Origin of the sequence: Streptomyces sp. NPDC002588, from assembly GCF_040295925.1 — a bacterium.
Classification (GTDB): domain Bacteria; phylum Actinomycetota; class Actinomycetes; order Streptomycetales; family Streptomycetaceae; genus Streptomyces.
The window spans coordinates 60,183-75,894 of sequence record NZ_JBEOWF010000015.1 but is presented as its reverse complement, the minus strand read 5'-3'; the positions used below and the strand labels follow the sequence as shown (position 1 = coordinate 75,894).

Below are 15,712 nucleotides of genomic sequence, written 5' to 3'. Positions count from 1 at the left end.
GCCCGCGGGGCGTCAGGAGAGCCAGCGCTCGCTGTGGCGGTGGCGGCCCAGGCCGACGGCCGAGAACTCGTCCTCGCCGGCCGGGGCGGCCACGCCGAGGCGGCGCAGGGCCTGCGAGATCGGGCTGCCCGCGGGCGGGAAGGGGTCGTCCTCCCCGACGTCCAGCGGCCCCAGCACGAGCCGGCCTCCGGCCCACACGGCGGCCCGCTGTTCGCCCACCCCGCCGAAGAAGTCGGCCTCCACGAAGGCCACCGGGCCCGCCGCCGACCAGGCGGCCAGACGGCCGTCGAAGCCGCCCGGGAGCCAGTGGAAGCCCAGCGGGCGCGTGGCGTCGCCGTTCGTGACGGAGTCGAACAGGTCCTCCGTCATCGGCAGCAGCGACAGGCCCTGCGCGAGCGGCGCCGAACGCGCGGCGGGTACCTCCCGCGCGATGTCCCGCAGCACGTCGGGGCCGGTGATCACGGCCCGCAGCGAGTAACTCATCCCCGTATCCTCCCGCTCCCGGTCCCCCGGGAATAGTTCGCCGCCCGCCCCGGTTTTGGGGGATGCGGCCAGTCCTGGCAGACTGGTACGTCGGCTCCGGTTCACGCTCTCGTATCCCGCGACGGCGACCCGGCGCCCTCCCGAAACTAGGAGACACCTTGAAGCGCGAGATCCACCCCGAGTACGTCGAGACGCAGGTCAGCTGCACCTGTGGCGCCTCGTTCACCACCCGCAGCACGATCGAGAGCGGTTCCATCCGCGCCGACGTCTGCTCCGAGTGCCACCCGTTCTACACGGGCAAGCAGAAGATCCTCGACACCGGTGGCCGTGTGGCCCGCTTCGAGGCCCGCTTCGGCAAGGCTGCCGCCGGCTCCAAGAAGTAGCGAGCCCCATTTCGCCGGTCCACGGTCGCGCCCCGCTCGGGGTGCGCCCGGGACCGGCGTTTTTGGTCGTTCGCCTTCCCTTTTTTCCGCGCAGCACAGCAGTACAGGAGCCCACCATGTTCGAGGCCGTCGAGGAGTTGGTCGGAGAACACGCCGACCTGGAGAAGAAGCTCGCCGACCCGTCGGTGTTCGCCGACCAGGCGAACGCGCGCAAGCTGAACAAGCGTTACGCCGAGCTCACCCCGATCGTCGCCACGTACCGCTCCTGGAAGCAGACCGGCGACGACATCGAGACCGCGCGCGAGTTCGCCGCCGACGACCCCGACTTCATCGCCGAGGTCAAGATCCTGGAGAAGCAGCGCGAGGAACTGACGGAGAAGCTGCGGCTCCTCCTCGTGCCCCGGGACCCGTCCGACGACAAGGACGTCATCCTGGAGATCAAGGCGGGGGCGGGCGGCGACGAATCGGCCCTGTTCGCCGGTGACCTCCTGCGCATGTATCTCCGGTACGCCGAGCGCGTCGGCTGGAAGACCGAGATCATCGACGCCACCGAGTCCGAACTCGGCGGCTACAAGGACGTCCAGGTCGCCGTGAAGACCAAGGGCGGCCAGGGCGCCACCGAGCCCGGGCAGGGGGTCTGGGCGCGGCTGAAGTACGAGGGCGGCGTGCACCGCGTGCAGCGGGTGCCGGCGACGGAGTCCCAGGGCCGTATCCACACGTCGGCGGCCGGTGTTCTGGTGACCCCCGAGGCCGAGGAGGTCGACGTCGAGATCAACCCGAACGACCTCCGCATCGACGTCTACCGTTCCTCCGGGCCCGGCGGACAGTCCGTCAACACCACCGACTCCGCCGTGCGCATCACGCACATCCCCACCGGAGTCGTCGCCTCCTGCCAGAACGAGAAGAGCCAACTGCAGAACAAGGAGCAGGCGATGCGTATCCTGCGCTCCAGGCTCCTCGCGGCGGCGCAGGAGGAGGCGGAGCGGGAGGCCGCCGACGCCCGCCGCAGCCAGGTCCGCACCGTCGACCGCTCCGAGAAGATCCGCACGTACAACTTCCCGGAGAACCGCATCTCGGACCACCGCGTCGGCTTCAAGTCGTACAACCTGGACCAGGTCCTGGACGGCGACCTCGACGCGGTGATCCAGGCCTGCGTCGACGCGGACTCGGCCGCGAAGCTCGCGGCCGCATAAGAGGCGTACGAGGCGTAAGAGGCACCCACGGACAGACAAGTACGACACGGAGGACTTGCGTGCAGCACTCATTTGGGGGGCGACCCCCAAGCACCCGCAGTCTGCTGCTCGCTGAGGTAGCTCAGGCCACCCAGCGGCTGGCCGACGCCGGCGTGCCCTCGCCGCGCAACGACGCGGAGGAGCTCGCCGCGTTCGTGCACGGCGTGAAGCGCGGCGAACTCCACTCCGTGCGGGACTCCGACTTCGACGCCCGCTACTGGGAGGTCATCGCCCGGCGTGAACAGCGCGAGCCGCTGCAGCACATCACCGGGCGGGCCTACTTCCGTTACCTGGAGCTCCAGGTCGGCCCGGGTGTCTTCGTCCCGCGGCCCGAGACCGAGTCGGTCGTCGGCTGGGCCATAGACGCCGTACGCGCCATGGACGTCGTGGAGCCCCGCATCGTCGACCTGTGCACGGGCTCCGGTGCCATCGCGCTCGCCCTCGCCCAGGAGGTCCCTCGCTCGCGGGTGCACGCCGTGGAGCTGTCCGAGGACGCCCTCGTGTGGACACGCAAGAACATGGAGGGGTCCCGGGTGGACCTGCGCCAGGGCAACGCCCTGGACGCCTTCCGTGACCTCGACGGCCACGTCGACCTGGTCGTCTCCAACCCTCCGTACATCCCCCTCACCGAATGGGAGTACGTCGCTCCCGAGGCGCGGGACTACGACCCCGACATGGCCCTGTTCTCCGGTGAGGACGGCCTCGACCTCATCCGGGGTCTGGAACGCACCGCGCACCGGCTCCTGCGCCCGGGCGGTGTCGTCGTGATCGAGCACGCCGACACCCAGGGCGGCCAGGTGCCGTGGATCTTCACCGAGGAGCGGGGCTGGGCCGACGCGGCCGATCACCCGGACCTCAACAACCGCCCCCGCTTCGCGACCGCCCGCCGGGCGATGCCGTGAACACCCACCAGACTTCCGTCCAGCAGTACGTGCACGAGGAGGCCCGCTAGACATGGCTCGGCGATACGACACCAACGACGCGACCGACCGTGTGACCGGTCTGCGCGAGGCCGCGTCCGCCGTCCGCCGTGGCGAGCTCGTCGTCCTTCCGACCGACACCGTCTACGGCATCGGGGCCGACGCGTTCTCCAAGGAGGCAGTCGGCGATCTGCTCGAGGCCAAGGGCCGGGGCCGCAACATGCCCACCCCCGTCCTCATCGGCTCCCCGAACACCCTGCACGGGCTGGTCACGGACTTCTCCGAGCTGGCCTGGGAACTGGTCGACGCCTTCTGGCCGGGTGCGCTCACCCTCGTCGCCAAGCACCAGCCGTCGCTGCAGTGGGACCTGGGCGACACCCGGGGCACGGTTGCCGTGCGCATGCCACTGCATCCGGTCGCCATCGAACTGCTGACCGAGGTCGGCCCGATGGCGGTCTCCTCGGCGAACCTCACGGGTCACCCCGCACCGGAGAACTGCGACTACGCGCAGGAGATGCTCGGCGACTCCGTCTCCGTCTACCTCGACGGCGGCCCGACCCCGGGCAACGTCCCCTCCTCGATCGTCGACGTCAGCCGCGAGATCCCGCTGCTGCTGCGCGAGGGGGCGATCTCCGCGGACGAGCTGCGGAAGGTCGTACCCGACCTCGAGGTGGCGAATTGACAGCCCCTGACGCGGGGCGTGGCATAGGCAACGGGGAAAGTGCCGCGGAGATCACGACCACGTTCGTCGGGCTTCCGCGCGACAGCTTCCGCATCCTCCACGTCAGCACCGGCAACGTCTGCCGCTCGCCGATCACCGAGCGGCTGACCCGGCATTTCGTGTCGCAGCGGCTCGGGATCCTGGGCGGCGGGCTGATCGTGGAGAGCGCGGGCACCTGGGGCCACGAGGGCGCGCCGATGGAGGCCAACGCGGAGACCGTGCTGGCCGACTTCGGCGCGGACGCCTCCGGGTTCGTCGGCCGTGAACTGCTCGACGAGCACGTCATCATGGCCGACCTGGTCCTGACCGCGACCCGCGACCACCGCGCCCAGGTCATCTCCATGGGCCACTCGGCGGGCCTGCGGACCTTCACCCTCAAGGAGTTCACCCGCCTGGTCAACGCGATCGACCCGGCGACCCTGCCTCCCTTGGAGGAGGGTGTGGTGATGCGGGCGCGGGCGTTGGTGCGGGCGGCTGCGGCGTTGCGGGGGTGGCTGCTGGCGCCGACGTTGGAGGCGGACGAGGTGTATGACCCGTACGGGGCGCCGTTGCCGTTCTTCCGTTCGATCGGGGATGAGATACATCAGGCGCTGGATCCGGTGGTGACGGCGCTCACGGGGGTTCCGGCGCGGATGTAGGCGGGCCGGGGTGGGCCGGTGGACGGAGTCCGCCGCAGCGGCCCGCTGCCTGTGAGGCCCTCCGGGGCCGAGCGGTGCGAGGGACGCGTCTGGGACCGGGTCCCGGCGACCCTGCCCCCCTTGGAGGAGGGTGTGGTGATGCGGGCGCGGGCGTTGGTGCGGGCGGCGGCGTTGCGGGGGTGGCTGCTGGCGCCGACGTTGGAGGCGGACGAGGTGTACGACCCGTACGGGGCGCCGTTGCCGTTCTTCCGTTCGATCGGGGATGAGATACATCAGGCGCTGGATCCGGTGGTGACGGCGCTCACGGGGGTTCCGGCGCGGATGTAGGCGGGCCGGGGTGGGCCGGTGGACGGAGTCCGCCGCAGCGGTCCGCTGCCTGTGAGGCCCTCCGGGGCCGAGCGGTGCGAGGGACGCGTCTGGGACCGGGTCCCGGCGACCCTGCCTCCCTTGGAGGAGGGTGTGGTGATGCGGGCGCGGGCGTTGGTGCGGGCGGCTGCGGCGTTGCGGGGGTGGCTGCTGGCGCCGACGTTGGAGGCGGACGAGGTGTACGACCCGTACGGGGCGCCGTTGCCGTTCTTCCGTTCGATCGGGGATGAGATACATCAGGCGCTGGATCCGGTGGTGACGGCGCTCACGGGGGTTCCGGCGCGGATGTAGGCGGGCCGGGGTGGGGTCGTTCGGAGGGGCGTGCGGTGCTGTCGGCTGTGCCCGTCTCGGCTACAGCGGCAGACACAGGGCACAGCCACCCGCCGCGGCCTACATTGGACATACGTCACCGTCGACGCCCCGGAGTCCGTCATGTCGGTCACTCATGCCCCTGCCGCGGTCGATGTCCTGCGTCGGCAGGATCCGGAGATGGCCGAGATCGTGCTGGGGGAGGGGGAGCGGCAGGCGTCGACGCTGCAGCTGATCGCCGCCGAGAACTTCACCTCGCCCGCCGTGCTGGCCGCGCTCGGCTCGCCGCTCGCCAACAAGTACGCGGAGGGGTATCCGGGGGCCCGTCATCACGGCGGCTGCGAGATCGTGGACGTCGCGGAGCGGCTCGCCGTGGAGCGGGCCAAGGCGTTGTTCGGGGCCGAGCACGCCAATGTGCAGTCCCATTCGGGGTCGTCGGCGGTGCTCGCCGCGTATGCCGCGCTGCTGCGGCCCGGTGACACCGTGCTCGCGCTCGGGCTGCCGTACGGCGGCCATCTCACCCACGGCTCGCCGGCCAACTTCTCCGGGCGCTGGTTCGACTTCGTGCCGTACGGGGTGGACGCGGAGACCGGCCTGATCGACTACGAGCAGGTGCGGACGCTCGCCCGCAGTCATCGGCCCAAGGCGATCGTGTGCGGGTCCATCTCCTATCCGCGCCACATCGACTACGCGTTCTTCCGGGAGGTCGCCGACGAGGCCGGCGCCGCGCTCATCGCCGACGCGGCCCATCCGATCGGACTGGTCGCGGGGGGAGCGGCGCCCAGCCCGGTGCCGTACGCCGACGTCGTCTGCGCGACCACGCACAAGGTGCTGCGGGGCCCGCGCGGCGGAATGCTGCTGTGCGGGCACGAGCTGGCGGAGCGGGTCGACCGGGCGGTGTTCCCCTTCACCCAGGCCGGTGCGCAGATGAACACCATCGCCGCGAAGGCGGTCGCGTTCGGGGAGGCGGCGACACCGGCGTTCTCCGCGTACGCCCATCAGGTGGTCGCCAATGCGAGGGTTCTCGCGCGGCGGCTGGCGGAGCAGGGGCTCGCGGTGACGACCGGGGGGACGGACACGCATCTCATCACCGTCGACCCGGCACCCCTCGGTCTCGACGGGCGGGCCGCGCGCGGGCTGCTCGCGGCCGCCGGCATCGTCCTGGACTGCTGTGCCCTACCTCACGCCGACGCCCGCGGGCTGCGGCTGGGCACGGCCGCGGTGACCACGCAGGGCATGCGGGAGCAGGAGATGCCGGGCGTCGCGGCGCTCGTCGGGAGTGTGCTGCGCGGTCAGGTGGAGGGGAAACGGGCACGTGAGGAGGTGCGAGAACTGGCCACGGCCTTTCCGCCGTATCCCGGGTGAAACGGGGTAGACGCAGACCCGTACGCCCCCCTGCGCACCCGAACTCACAGCCACACGTGCAACCATCGTCGCTACCCGGATGTCCCCACACATATGCGCCGCGTGTGAGTCGATCGCTAGGGTGTGGGGCTGAGATGGCCAGCGAGACCTGTGGGGAAGCCCGTGCGTGAATACCTGCTGACGCTCTGCATCACGGCCGCGGTGACGTATCTGCTGACAGGGCCGGTACGGAAGTTCGCGATCGTGGCCGGAGCGATGCCGGAGATCAGGGCCCGTGACGTGCACCGGGAACCCACTCCGCGGCTCGGCGGGATCGCCATGTTCTTCGGGCTGTGCGCGGGTCTGCTGGTCGCGGACCACCTGACGAACCTCAACGAGGTCTTCGAGAAGTCGAACGAGCCCCGGGCGCTGCTCTCCGGCGCGGCGCTCATCTGGCTGATCGGCGTTCTGGACGACAAGTTCGAGATCGACGCCCTGATCAAGCTGGGCGGCCAGATGATCGCCGCGGGCGTGATGGTCATGCAGGGTCTGACGATCCTGTGGCTGCCCATCCCGGGTGTCGGCACGGTCGCGCTCACCCAGTGGCAGGGCACCCTGCTGACCGTCGCACTGGTCGTCATCACGATCAACGCGGTGAACTTCGTCGACGGTCTCGACGGCCTCGCGGCCGGAATGGTGTGCATCGCGTCGGCCGCGTTCTTCATGTACGCCTACCGCATCTGGTACTCGTACGGCATCGAGGCCGCCGCCCCCGCCACGCTGTTCGCGGCGATCCTGATGGGTATGTGCCTGGGCTTCCTGCCGCACAACATGCACCCCGCGCGGATCTTCATGGGCGACTCGGGCTCGATGCTGATCGGGCTGGTGCTGGCCGCGGGCGCGATCTCCGTCACGGGCCAGGTCGACCCGGACCTGATGAACCTGTACACGAACTCCGAGCGCAGTTCGGTCCACCAGATGGTGCCGGTCTACATCCCGCTGGTGATGCCGCTGACGATCATCGCGATCCCGGCCGCCGACCTGATCCTGGCGATCGTCCGCCGTACCTGGCGCGGCCAGTCGCCGTTCGCCGCCGACCGCGGGCATCTGCACCACCGGCTGCTGGAGATCGGCCACTCGCACAGCCGCGCGGTGCTGATCATGTACTTCTGGTCGGCGCTGATCGCGTTCGGCACGCTCACCTACTCGGTGAACGCGGGCGCCATGTGGATCGTCCTCGGCGTGGTGATCCTCAGCGCGATCGGCCTCGTGCTGCTCCTGCTGCCGCGCTTCACGCCCCGTACCCCGCGCTGGGCCGAGGCGTTCGTGCCGCCGCGCTACCGCCGCCGCCGGGCCGCCGGCCTCGCGGCCGAGGCCGCGGTCGCCCTCTCCGGGGAGGCGGGCGAATCCGAGCCGCAGCCGCGTACGCCCGTGGTGGTCGGGGTCTCCGGGGTCAATGGAGCGACCGCCGTGGGCCCTCGTTCGCGGTCGGCAAGGTAAGAATCTGACTAGAGCATTGCCAAGTCGTGGGGGAGTGGTCGCCGGGCAAAGCTCCCCAATACCAGACATGTCGGCGCTGTTTCTGCACAGACGCGCACTGTCACTCTCATGTGTGACAGCGAGCACAGCATCCAGGTAAAGACCTCATCAAATAGTTTGTGATACGGTTCACGAGAACCCCGGACGCAGCCGAAGGACCGTGGTGCGACGGACCTTCGGAGCGAGGTAGGCGTGAGGTCTTTCGCCCCTCGGACCGGGACTACGCTCGTCCATGACGACACCCCTGCCCCCATTGAATGCGGAGTTGCCGCCATGCCGTCCAACGACGTCCGGATCCTGGCCCAGGCCGCCGTGCCCACTGTCGCCGTCGGTGCGATCGCCGCCGTCGTCAGCGGTGTGGTCGCGGGCGGCAAAGGAGCCATCGGAGCCGTCGTCGGCACGGTGATCGTGATCGCGTTCATGGGGATCGGTCTCTACGTCCTGCAGCGCACCGCCAAATCACTTCCGCAGCTGTTCCAGGCCATGGGCCTGATGCTCTACGCGGCGCAGCTCCTGCTGCTGTTCGTCTTCATGGCCGCGTTCAAGAACACCACGCTGTTCAACCCCCGGGCCTTCGCCGTCACGCTCGTCGTCGCCACCCTCGCGTGGATCGCCGCCCAGACGCGCGCCCACATGAAGGCCAAGATCCTTTACGTCGAACCCGATTCGGCCGCTTCTGCCACCTCCTCGAAGAGTGAGAAGTCCGAAAAATCGGGGCACTCGTCGTGAGGGGTAGGGCCGGGATAAAGACGTCTGAGAGATCCTGCTATCGTCCGGTGCCAACTGCGGCATCGCGGGCGCGGGCATCCGAGCTGACGCCTGCTCAATCGCGAGGCGAGATGCCCCCAAGCCGCCCCCACATCCGAAACACCAGTCCCGTGCCGAAACGCGGCCGAACGCCGCGCCGACACAACGAGGTTGCCGTACCTATGCGCCACGACGAAGGAGCCCGCGGTGAGTGCTGACCCGACGCAGGTGCTCGCTTTCGAGACCGACTGCCACCTGTTCGACGGTTGTGGCTTCCCGGCTCCGGGCCTGCACTCGTTCCTGTTCGAGCCGCTCTTCGGCGATGCGGACGGCAACTCGTACTTCAACAAGACGATGCTGCTGGCACTGCTCGGCTCGATCATCATCGTCGGCTTCTTCTGGGCCGCGTTCGCCCGCCCGAAGGTCGTCCCCGGCAAGCTCCAGATGGTCGCCGAGGCCGGCTACGACTTCGTCCGCCGCGGCGTCGTCTACGAGACCATCGGCAAGAAGGAAGGCGAGAAGTACGTCCCGCTCGTCGTCTCGCTCTTCTTCTTCGTCTGGATGATGAACCTCTGGTCGATCATCCCGATCGCCCAGTTCCCGGTCACCGCGATCATTTCCTACCCCGCGGTCCTCGCCGGCATCGTCTACATCGTGTGGGTGTCGCTGACCTTCAAGCGCCAGGGCTTCGTCGGCGCCTGGAAGAACTTCACCGGCTACGACAAGTCCCTCGGCGCGGTCCTCCCGCTGTCGATGACGATCGAGCTGTTCTCGAACCTCCTCGTGCGGCCCTTCACTCACGCCGTCCGACTCTTCGCGAACATGTTCGCCGGTCACACCCTCCTGCTGCTCTTCACGATCGCCAGCTGGTACATGCTGAACGGCATCGGCATCGCCTACTCCGCCGTCTCGTTCGTGATGGTCCTCGTGATGACGGCCTTCGAGCTCTTCATCCAGGCCGTGCAGGCCTATGTCTTCGTCCTGCTGACCTGCAGCTTCATCCAGGGCGCGCTCGCCGAGCACCACTGAGCCGGCCCGAACCCCAACCAGACATCCGGTGGCCAACCCCCACCGGTCCTTGAAAGAGAAGGAAGAACCGGCATGTCCGCTCTCCACGAGACCCTTGCTGCCGTCCAGATCAAGGGCAACCTCGGCTCGATCGGTTACGGCCTCGCCGCGATCGGCCCGGGCGTCGGCGTCGGCATCATCTTCGGTAACGGCACCCAGGCGCTCGCCCGTCAGCCCGAGGCTGCCGGTCTGATCCGCGCCAACCAGATCCTCGGCTTCGCCTTCTGTGAGGCGCTCGCCCTGATCGGTCTGGTCATGCCGTTCGTCTACCCGACCTCCTGATCCGTCGGACCGCCCCTTTCGACGAAAGGCACTGATATGAGCCCCCTGGTTCAGCTGGCGGCTGAGGAAGCGGAAAACCCGCTCATCCCGCCGATTCCGGAGCTCGTGATCGGCCTGATCGCCTTCGTCATCGTCTTCGGCTTCCTCGCCAAGAAGCTCCTCCCGAACATCAACAAGGTTCTGGACGAGCGCCGCGAGGCGATCGAGGGCGGTATCGAGAAGGCAGAGGCCGCTCAGACCGAGGCCCAGAGCGTGCTCGAGCAGTACAAGGCTCAGCTCGCCGAGGCCCGCCACGAGGCCGCGCGCCTGCGCCAGGAGGCTCAGGAGCAGGGCGCCACGCTCATCGCCGAGATGCGCGCGGAAGGCCAGCGGCAGCGCGAGGAGATCGTCGCCGCCGGTCACTCGCAGATCGAGGCCGACCGCAAGGCCGCCGCGTCCGCGCTGCGTCAGGACGTCGGCAAGCTCGCCACCGAACTGGCCGGCAAGCTCGTCGGCGAGTCCCTCGAGGACCACGCCCGCCAGAGCCGCGTCATCGACCGCTTCCTCGACGAGCTCGAGGAGAAGGCCGAGGCGTCGCGATGAACGGAGCGAGCCGCGAGGCCCTGGCAGCCGCACGTGAGCGTCTCGACGCGCTGACGGACTCCACGTCCGCGGACGCGGGTACGCTCGCCGACGAGCTGGCCGCCGTCACCGCGCTGCTCGACCGCGAGGTCGGCTTGCGCCGGGTTCTCACCGACCCGGCGCAGGCCGGTGAGGCCAAGGCCCAGCTTGCCCAGCGTCTGCTCGGCGGCCAGGTCAGCGGCACCACCGCCGACCTGGTGGCCGGTCTGGTGCGCTCCCGCTGGTCGCAGTCGCGCGACCTGGTGGACGCGCTGGAGGAGCTGGCGAACATCGCCGACCTCACCGCCGCCCAGAAGGCCGGCGCGCTGGACGACGTCGAGGACGAGGTGTTCCGCTTCGGGCGGATCGTCTCCTCCTCCACCGAGCTGCGTGCCGCACTGACCGACCGGAAGGCCACCGCCCCGGCCAAGGGCGAGCTGCTGCGCAGCCTGCTCGGCGGCCGTGCCGACGCGGCCACCGTGCGGTTGGTGACGCGCCTTGTGGCCGCGCCGCGTGGACGTAGCCTGGAAGCGGGACTCGAGTCCCTGTCCAAGCTCGCCGCTGAGCGTCGCGACCGCGTCGTGGCCGTCGTCACATCGGCCGTGCCGCTGAGCGACACGCAGAAGCGACGCCTCGGCGCCGCCCTCGCGAAGCTCTACGGCCGCCAGATGCACCTGAACCTCGACGTGGACCCCGACGTCGTCGGCGGAATCCGGGTGCAGGTCGGCGACGAAGTGATCAACGGCTCCCTCGCGGACCGCCTCGAGGACGCCGCCCGCCGCATGGCGAGCTGACAGCAACGCAATAACGCAGCAGTACGTACGCAAGCGGCCCTGGTTGGGCCGTGCAGAAGAATCCTGGGGGTCGCCCCCAGACCCCCTAAGAAACTTCGGGCCCAACAAGGAGAGCAGGGAACCCAGATGGCGGAGCTCACGATCCGGCCGGAGGAGATCCGGGACGCGCTGGAGAACTTCGTCCAGTCGTACAAGCCGGACGCGGCCTCGCGCGAGGAGGTCGGTACGGTCACCCTTGCCGGCGACGGCATCGCGAAGGTCGAGGGTCTTCCCTCGGCCATGGCCAACGAACTGCTGAAGTTCGAGGACGGCACCCTCGGTCTCGCGCTCAACCTCGAAGAGCGTGAGATCGGTACCGTCGTGCTCGGCGAGTTCAGCGGCATCGAGGAGGGGCAGCCGGTCACCCGTACCGGCGAGGTCCTCTCCGTCGCGGTGGGCGAGGGCTACCTCGGCCGCGTCGTCGACCCGCTCGGCAACCCGATCGACGGCCTCGGCGAGATCGAGACGTCCGGCCGCCGCGCCCTGGAGCTGCAGGCTCCGGGCGTCATGGCCCGTAAGTCGGTGCACGAGCCGATGGAGACCGGCTACAAGGCCGTCGACGCGATGACCCCGATCGGCCGTGGCCAGCGTCAGCTGATCATCGGTGACCGCCAGACCGGCAAGACCGCCCTGGCCGTCGACACGATCATCAACCAGCGCGACAACTGGCGCTCCGGTGACGTGAACAAGCAGGTCCGCTGCGTCTACGTCGCCATCGGCCAGAAGGGCTCGACCATTGCCTCCGTGCGTGGTGCCCTCCAGGAGGCCGGCGCGCTGGAGTACACGACCATCGTCGCCGCCCCGGCGTCCGACCCGGCCGGCTTCAAGTACCTGGCGCCGTACACCGGCTCGGCCATCGGCCAGCAGTGGATGTACGAGGGCAAGCACGTCCTGATCATCTTCGACGACCTGTCGAAGCAGGCCGACGCCTACCGCGCCGTGTCGCTGCTGCTGCGCCGCCCGCCGGGCCGCGAGGCCTACCCGGGCGACGTCTTCTACCTGCACTCCCGTCTGCTGGAGCGCTGCGCGAAGCTCTCCGACGAGCTGGGCAAGGGCTCGATGACCGGTCTGCCGATCGTCGAGACCAAGGCCAACGACGTCTCGGCGTTCATCCCGACCAACGTCATCTCCATCACCGACGGCCAGTGCTTCCTGGAGTCCGACCTGTTCAACGCCGGTCAGCGTCCGGCCCTGAACGTCGGTATCTCGGTCTCCCGCGTCGGTGGCTCCGCCCAGCACAAGGCCATGCGGCAGGTCTCCGGCCGCCTCCGCCTCGACCTCGCCCAGTACCGCGAGCTGGAGGCGTTCGCAGCCTTCGGTTCCGACCTGGACGCCGCGTCGAAGTCGCAGCTGGAGCGCGGGCAGCGTCTGGTCGAGCTGCTCAAGCAGCCTCAGTACCAGCCGATGCCGACCGAGGACCAGGTCGTCTCCGTGTGGGCCGGTACCACCGGCAAGATGGACGACGTCCCGGTCGCCGACATCCGCCGCTTCGAGAAGGAGCTCCTGGAGTACCTGCACCGCAAGGAGCAGGGCCTCATGACCTCCATCAAGGAGGGCGCGAAGATGTCGGACGACACCCTCACCGCTGTTGCCGACGCCATCGCCGAGTTCAAGAAGCAGTTCGAGACCTCGGACGGCAAGCTTCTCGGCGAGGACGCCCCGGCCGCGGCCAAGTGACGTAAGGAAGGGACCTGACTCATGGGAGCCCAGCTCCGGGTCTACAAGCGTCGCATCCGATCCGTCACCGCGACCAAGAAGATCACCAAGGCGATGGAGATGATCGCCGCCTCGCGTGTCGTCAAGGCGCAGCGCAAGGTGGCGGCCTCCACGCCGTACGCGACCGAACTCACCCGCGCGGTCACGGCGGTCGGCACCGGCTCGAACACGAAGCACCCGCTGACCACCCAGGCCGAGACGGTCGTGCGGTCCGCGGTGCTGCTCCTGACGAGCGACCGCGGTCTCGCCGGCGCCTTCAACTCCAACGCCATCAAGGCCGCGGAGCAGCTGACGGAGCGCCTCGAGGCCGAGGGCAGGCAGGTCGACACGTACATCGTCGGCCGGCGTGGTCTCGCGCACTACAACTTCCGTGAGCGCAAGGTCGTCCAGTCGTGGTCGGGCTTCACGGACGAGCCGACGTACGCGGACGCCAAGAAGGTCGCGGCCCCCCTGATCGAGGCCATCGAGAAGGACACGGCGGACGGCGGCGTGGACGAGATCCACATCGTCTTCACCGAGTTCGTCTCGATGATGACGCAGACGGCCCTCGACGACCGTCTGCTGCCGCTCAGCCTCGACGCTGTGACATCAGCGGCTGGCGCCGCGGGTGCCAAGGAGGCGAAGCCGCAGGGCGAGATCCTTCCGCTCTACGACTTCGAGCCCTCGGCGGAGGACGTCCTCGACGCCCTTCTGCCGCGCTATGTGGAGAGCCGCGTCTACAACGCTCTCCTCCAGTCGGCAGCCTCGAAGCACGCCGCCACGCGGCGCGCGATGAAGTCGGCGACCGACAACGCCGGAGAGCTCATCGAAACGCTCTCCCGCCTTGCCAACGCGGCCCGCCAGGCCGAAATCACCCAGGAAATCAGCGAGATCGTCGGTGGCTCCGCAGCCCTGGCCGACGCGACCGCGGGGAGTGACAGGTAATGACGACGACAGTTGAGACGGCCGTTGCCACGGGCCGCGTCGCCCGGGTCATCGGCCCGGTCGTCGACGTGGAATTCCCCGTCGACGCCATGCCGGAGATCTACAACGCCCTTCACGTCGAGGTGGCCGACCCGGCCCAGGACGGCGCGAAGAAGACGCTGACCCTGGAGGTCGCCCAGCACCTGGGTGACGGCCTGGTCCGCACGATCTCGATGCAGCCCACCGACGGTCTGGTCCGCCAGGCCCCGGTCACCGACACCGGCACGGGCATCACCGTCCCGGTCGGCGACTTCACCAAGGGCAAGGTGTTCAACACCCTCGGTGAGGTGCTGAACGTCGACGAGAAGTACGACGGCGAGCGCTGGTCCATCCACCGCAAGGCCCCGAACTTCGACGAGCTCGAGTCGAAGACCGAGATGTTCGAGACCGGCGTCAAGGTCATCGACCTGCTCACCCCGTACGTCAAGGGCGGCAAGATCGGTCTGTTCGGCGGCGCCGGCGTCGGCAAGACGGTGCTCATCCAGGAGATGATCTACCGCGTCGCCAACAACCACGACGGTGTCTCCGTGTTCGCCGGTGTCGGCGAGCGCACCCGTGAGGGCAACGACCTCATCGAGGAGATGGCGGACTCGGGCGTCATCGACAAGACCGCCCTCGTCTTCGGCCAGATGGACGAGCCCCCGGGCACCCGTCTGCGGGTGGCCCTCGCGGGTCTGACCATGGCGGAGTACTTCCGCGATGTGCAGAAGCAGGACGTGCTGTTCTTCATCGACAACATCTTCCGCTTCACCCAGGCCGGCTCCGAGGTCTCGACCCTGCTCGGCCGGATGCCCTCCGCGGTGGGTTACCAGCCGAACCTGGCCGACGAGATGGGTCTCCTCCAGGAGCGCATCACCTCGACCCGTGGTCACTCGATCACCTCGATGCAGGCGATCTACGTCCCCGCGGACGACCTGACCGACCCGGCCCCGGCCACCACCTTCGCCCACCTCGACGCGACGACGGTGCTCTCCCGTCCGATCTCCGAGAAGGGCATCTACCCGGCCGTGGACCCGCTGGACTCCACGTCCCGCATCCTGGACCCGCGCTACATCGCGGCGGACCACTACGCCACGGCGATGCGCGTCAAGACGGTCCTGCAGAAGTACAAGGACCTCCAGGACATCATCGCGATCCTCGGTATCGACGAGCTCGGCGAGGAGGACAAGCTCACCGTCCACCGTGCCCGTCGTGTGGAGCGCTTCCTGTCCCAGAACACCCACGTCGCCAAGCAGTTCACCGGCGTCGACGGGTCGGACGTGCCGCTGGACGAGTCGATCACCGCGTTCAACGCGATCATCGACGGCGAGTACGACCACTTCCCGGAGCAGGCGTTCTTCCTGTGCGGCGGCATCGAGGACCTCAAGGCCAACGCCAAGGAGCTGGGCGTCTCCTGAACTCGAACCTCTGAGTTCTGAGCTCTGAGTTCGTGTGAGGGGGCGGGCGCGTCCCGCCCCCTCTTCCACGCCCACGCTGCATTGCCTGGGGGACAACCCCCAGACCCCCAGCCGAAAAGCCGGGGAGCGGCCCCCGGCAAATTGTTGCCCGGAGCCCCACTAGACTTGTAA

General features: G+C 69.0%; 17 protein-coding genes and 1 pseudogene. 17 read left to right on the top strand and 1 reads right to left on the bottom strand.

Going from position 1 to position 15,712, the window contains the following annotated elements; translation table 11 throughout:
* Positions 1-12: 12 nt before the first annotated feature.
* The gene (locus ABT057_RS18980) at positions 13-483 is read right to left on the bottom strand and encodes a hypothetical protein (RefSeq protein ID WP_352344215.1); all 471 of its coding nucleotides are present in this window, start codon (positions 481-483) and stop codon (positions 13-15) included.
* A 158-nt stretch (positions 484-641) separates the two neighbouring features.
* Here ABT057_RS18980 and rpmE point away from each other — a divergent pair, with 158 nt between their 5' ends.
* The 17 genes and pseudogenes from rpmE to atpD all read left to right on the top strand — a co-directional run bounded on the left by rpmE (position 642) and on the right by atpD (position 15,541).
* The gene (rpmE, locus tag ABT057_RS18975; protein WP_352344214.1) at positions 642-866 is read left to right on the top strand and encodes a 50S ribosomal protein L31; all 225 of its coding nucleotides are present in this window, start codon (positions 642-644) and stop codon (positions 864-866) included.
* A gap of 116 nt (positions 867-982) precedes the next feature.
* Positions 983-2,059, top strand: coding sequence for a peptide chain release factor 1 (gene prfA / locus ABT057_RS18970; RefSeq protein WP_352344213.1), 1,077 nt, complete (start codon positions 983-985; stop codon positions 2,057-2,059).
* 101 nt (positions 2,060-2,160) lie between these two features.
* Positions 2,161-3,000, top strand: a complete 840-nt coding sequence (prmC, locus tag ABT057_RS18965) for a peptide chain release factor N(5)-glutamine methyltransferase (RefSeq protein WP_352344331.1) — start codon at positions 2,161-2,163, stop codon at positions 2,998-3,000.
* A gap of 52 nt (positions 3,001-3,052) precedes the next feature.
* The gene (locus tag ABT057_RS18960; protein ID WP_352344212.1) at positions 3,053-3,700 is read left to right on the top strand and encodes an L-threonylcarbamoyladenylate synthase; all 648 of its coding nucleotides are present in this window, start codon (positions 3,053-3,055) and stop codon (positions 3,698-3,700) included.
* On the top strand, positions 3,697-4,377 hold the full coding sequence (locus ABT057_RS18955; protein ID WP_352344211.1) for an arsenate reductase/protein-tyrosine-phosphatase family protein: 681 nt from the start codon (positions 3,697-3,699) through the stop codon (positions 4,375-4,377). Before ABT057_RS18960 ends, ABT057_RS18955 begins: the two co-directional genes overlap by 4 nt.
* An 18-nt stretch (positions 4,378-4,395) precedes the next feature.
* Entirely contained in the window at positions 4,396-4,704 is a 309-nt protein-coding gene (locus ABT057_RS18950; protein ID WP_502973939.1) for a hypothetical protein, read from the top strand.
* A gap of 102 nt (positions 4,705-4,806) precedes the next feature.
* A pseudogene (locus tag ABT057_RS18945) lies at positions 4,807-5,034 on the top strand (protein-tyrosine-phosphatase); the annotation flags it as partial.
* 141 nt (positions 5,035-5,175) lie between these two features.
* A complete protein-coding gene (gene glyA, locus ABT057_RS18940; RefSeq protein WP_352344210.1) occupies positions 5,176-6,417 on the top strand; it encodes a serine hydroxymethyltransferase in 1,242 nt (413 codons plus the stop codon).
* Between the two features lie 162 nt (positions 6,418-6,579).
* Positions 6,580-7,896: an MraY family glycosyltransferase gene (locus ABT057_RS18935; RefSeq protein WP_352344209.1), complete on the top strand. Its 1,317-nt coding sequence runs from the start codon at positions 6,580-6,582 to the stop codon at positions 7,894-7,896.
* 312 nt (positions 7,897-8,208) lie between these two features.
* Positions 8,209-8,664, top strand: a complete 456-nt coding sequence (locus tag ABT057_RS18930) for a Cg1360 family ATP-synthase-associated protein (RefSeq protein WP_352344208.1) — start codon at positions 8,209-8,211, stop codon at positions 8,662-8,664.
* Between the two features lie 225 nt (positions 8,665-8,889).
* Positions 8,890-9,711: a F0F1 ATP synthase subunit A gene (gene atpB, locus ABT057_RS18925; RefSeq protein WP_352344207.1), complete on the top strand. Its 822-nt coding sequence runs from the start codon at positions 8,890-8,892 to the stop codon at positions 9,709-9,711.
* Positions 9,712-9,783: 72 nt separating this feature from the next.
* Entirely contained in the window at positions 9,784-10,032 is a 249-nt protein-coding gene (locus ABT057_RS18920; protein ID WP_352344206.1) for an ATP synthase subunit C-like protein, read from the top strand.
* A 36-nt stretch (positions 10,033-10,068) separates the two neighbouring features.
* Complete coding sequence (locus ABT057_RS18915) at positions 10,069-10,614, top strand: F0F1 ATP synthase subunit B (RefSeq protein ID WP_352344205.1); 546 nt, start codon at positions 10,069-10,071, stop codon at positions 10,612-10,614.
* Positions 10,611-11,426 carry a F0F1 ATP synthase subunit delta gene (locus ABT057_RS18910; protein WP_352344204.1) on the top strand — a complete coding sequence of 272 codons (816 nt, stop codon included), beginning with the start codon at positions 10,611-10,613 and terminating at the stop codon, positions 11,424-11,426. Before ABT057_RS18915 ends, ABT057_RS18910 begins: the two co-directional genes overlap by 4 nt.
* Positions 11,427-11,552: 126 nt before the next feature.
* Positions 11,553-13,142 carry a F0F1 ATP synthase subunit alpha gene (atpA, locus tag ABT057_RS18905; RefSeq protein WP_352344203.1) on the top strand — a complete coding sequence of 530 codons (1,590 nt, stop codon included), beginning with the start codon at positions 11,553-11,555 and terminating at the stop codon, positions 13,140-13,142.
* Positions 13,143-13,163: 21 nt separating this feature from the next.
* The gene (locus ABT057_RS18900) at positions 13,164-14,105 is read left to right on the top strand and encodes a F0F1 ATP synthase subunit gamma (protein WP_352344202.1); all 942 of its coding nucleotides are present in this window, start codon (positions 13,164-13,166) and stop codon (positions 14,103-14,105) included.
* Positions 14,105-15,541 (top strand): F0F1 ATP synthase subunit beta, encoded by a 1,437-nt coding sequence (gene atpD / locus ABT057_RS18895; RefSeq protein WP_352344201.1) that lies wholly within the window; start codon positions 14,105-14,107, stop codon positions 15,539-15,541. Before ABT057_RS18900 ends, atpD begins: the two co-directional genes overlap by 1 nt.
* Positions 15,542-15,712: the final 171 nt, after the last annotated feature.

What these genes read in the sequence shown, in the direction of transcription:
- ABT057_RS18980 (WP_352344215.1), bottom strand. Translation starts at nt 483, where the DNA reads ATGAGTTACTCGCTGCGGGCCGTGATCACCGGCCCCGACGTGCTGCGG.
- atpD (WP_352344201.1), top strand. Translation starts at nt 14,105, where the DNA reads ATGACGACGACAGTTGAGACGGCCGTTGCCACGGGCCGCGTCGCCCGG.
- ABT057_RS18930 (WP_352344208.1), top strand. Translation starts at nt 8,209, where the DNA reads ATGCCGTCCAACGACGTCCGGATCCTGGCCCAGGCCGCCGTGCCCACT.
- atpA (WP_352344203.1), top strand. Translation starts at nt 11,553, where the DNA reads ATGGCGGAGCTCACGATCCGGCCGGAGGAGATCCGGGACGCGCTGGAG.
- prfA (WP_352344213.1), top strand. Translation starts at nt 983, where the DNA reads ATGTTCGAGGCCGTCGAGGAGTTGGTCGGAGAACACGCCGACCTGGAG.
- ABT057_RS18960 (WP_352344212.1), top strand. Translation starts at nt 3,053, where the DNA reads ATGGCTCGGCGATACGACACCAACGACGCGACCGACCGTGTGACCGGT.
- ABT057_RS18900 (WP_352344202.1), top strand. Translation starts at nt 13,164, where the DNA reads ATGGGAGCCCAGCTCCGGGTCTACAAGCGTCGCATCCGATCCGTCACC.
- ABT057_RS18910 (WP_352344204.1), top strand. Translation starts at nt 10,611, where the DNA reads ATGAACGGAGCGAGCCGCGAGGCCCTGGCAGCCGCACGTGAGCGTCTC.
- glyA (WP_352344210.1), top strand. Translation starts at nt 5,176, where the DNA reads ATGTCGGTCACTCATGCCCCTGCCGCGGTCGATGTCCTGCGTCGGCAG.
- ABT057_RS18915 (WP_352344205.1), top strand. Translation starts at nt 10,069, where the DNA reads ATGAGCCCCCTGGTTCAGCTGGCGGCTGAGGAAGCGGAAAACCCGCTC.
- ABT057_RS18920 (WP_352344206.1), top strand. Translation starts at nt 9,784, where the DNA reads ATGTCCGCTCTCCACGAGACCCTTGCTGCCGTCCAGATCAAGGGCAAC.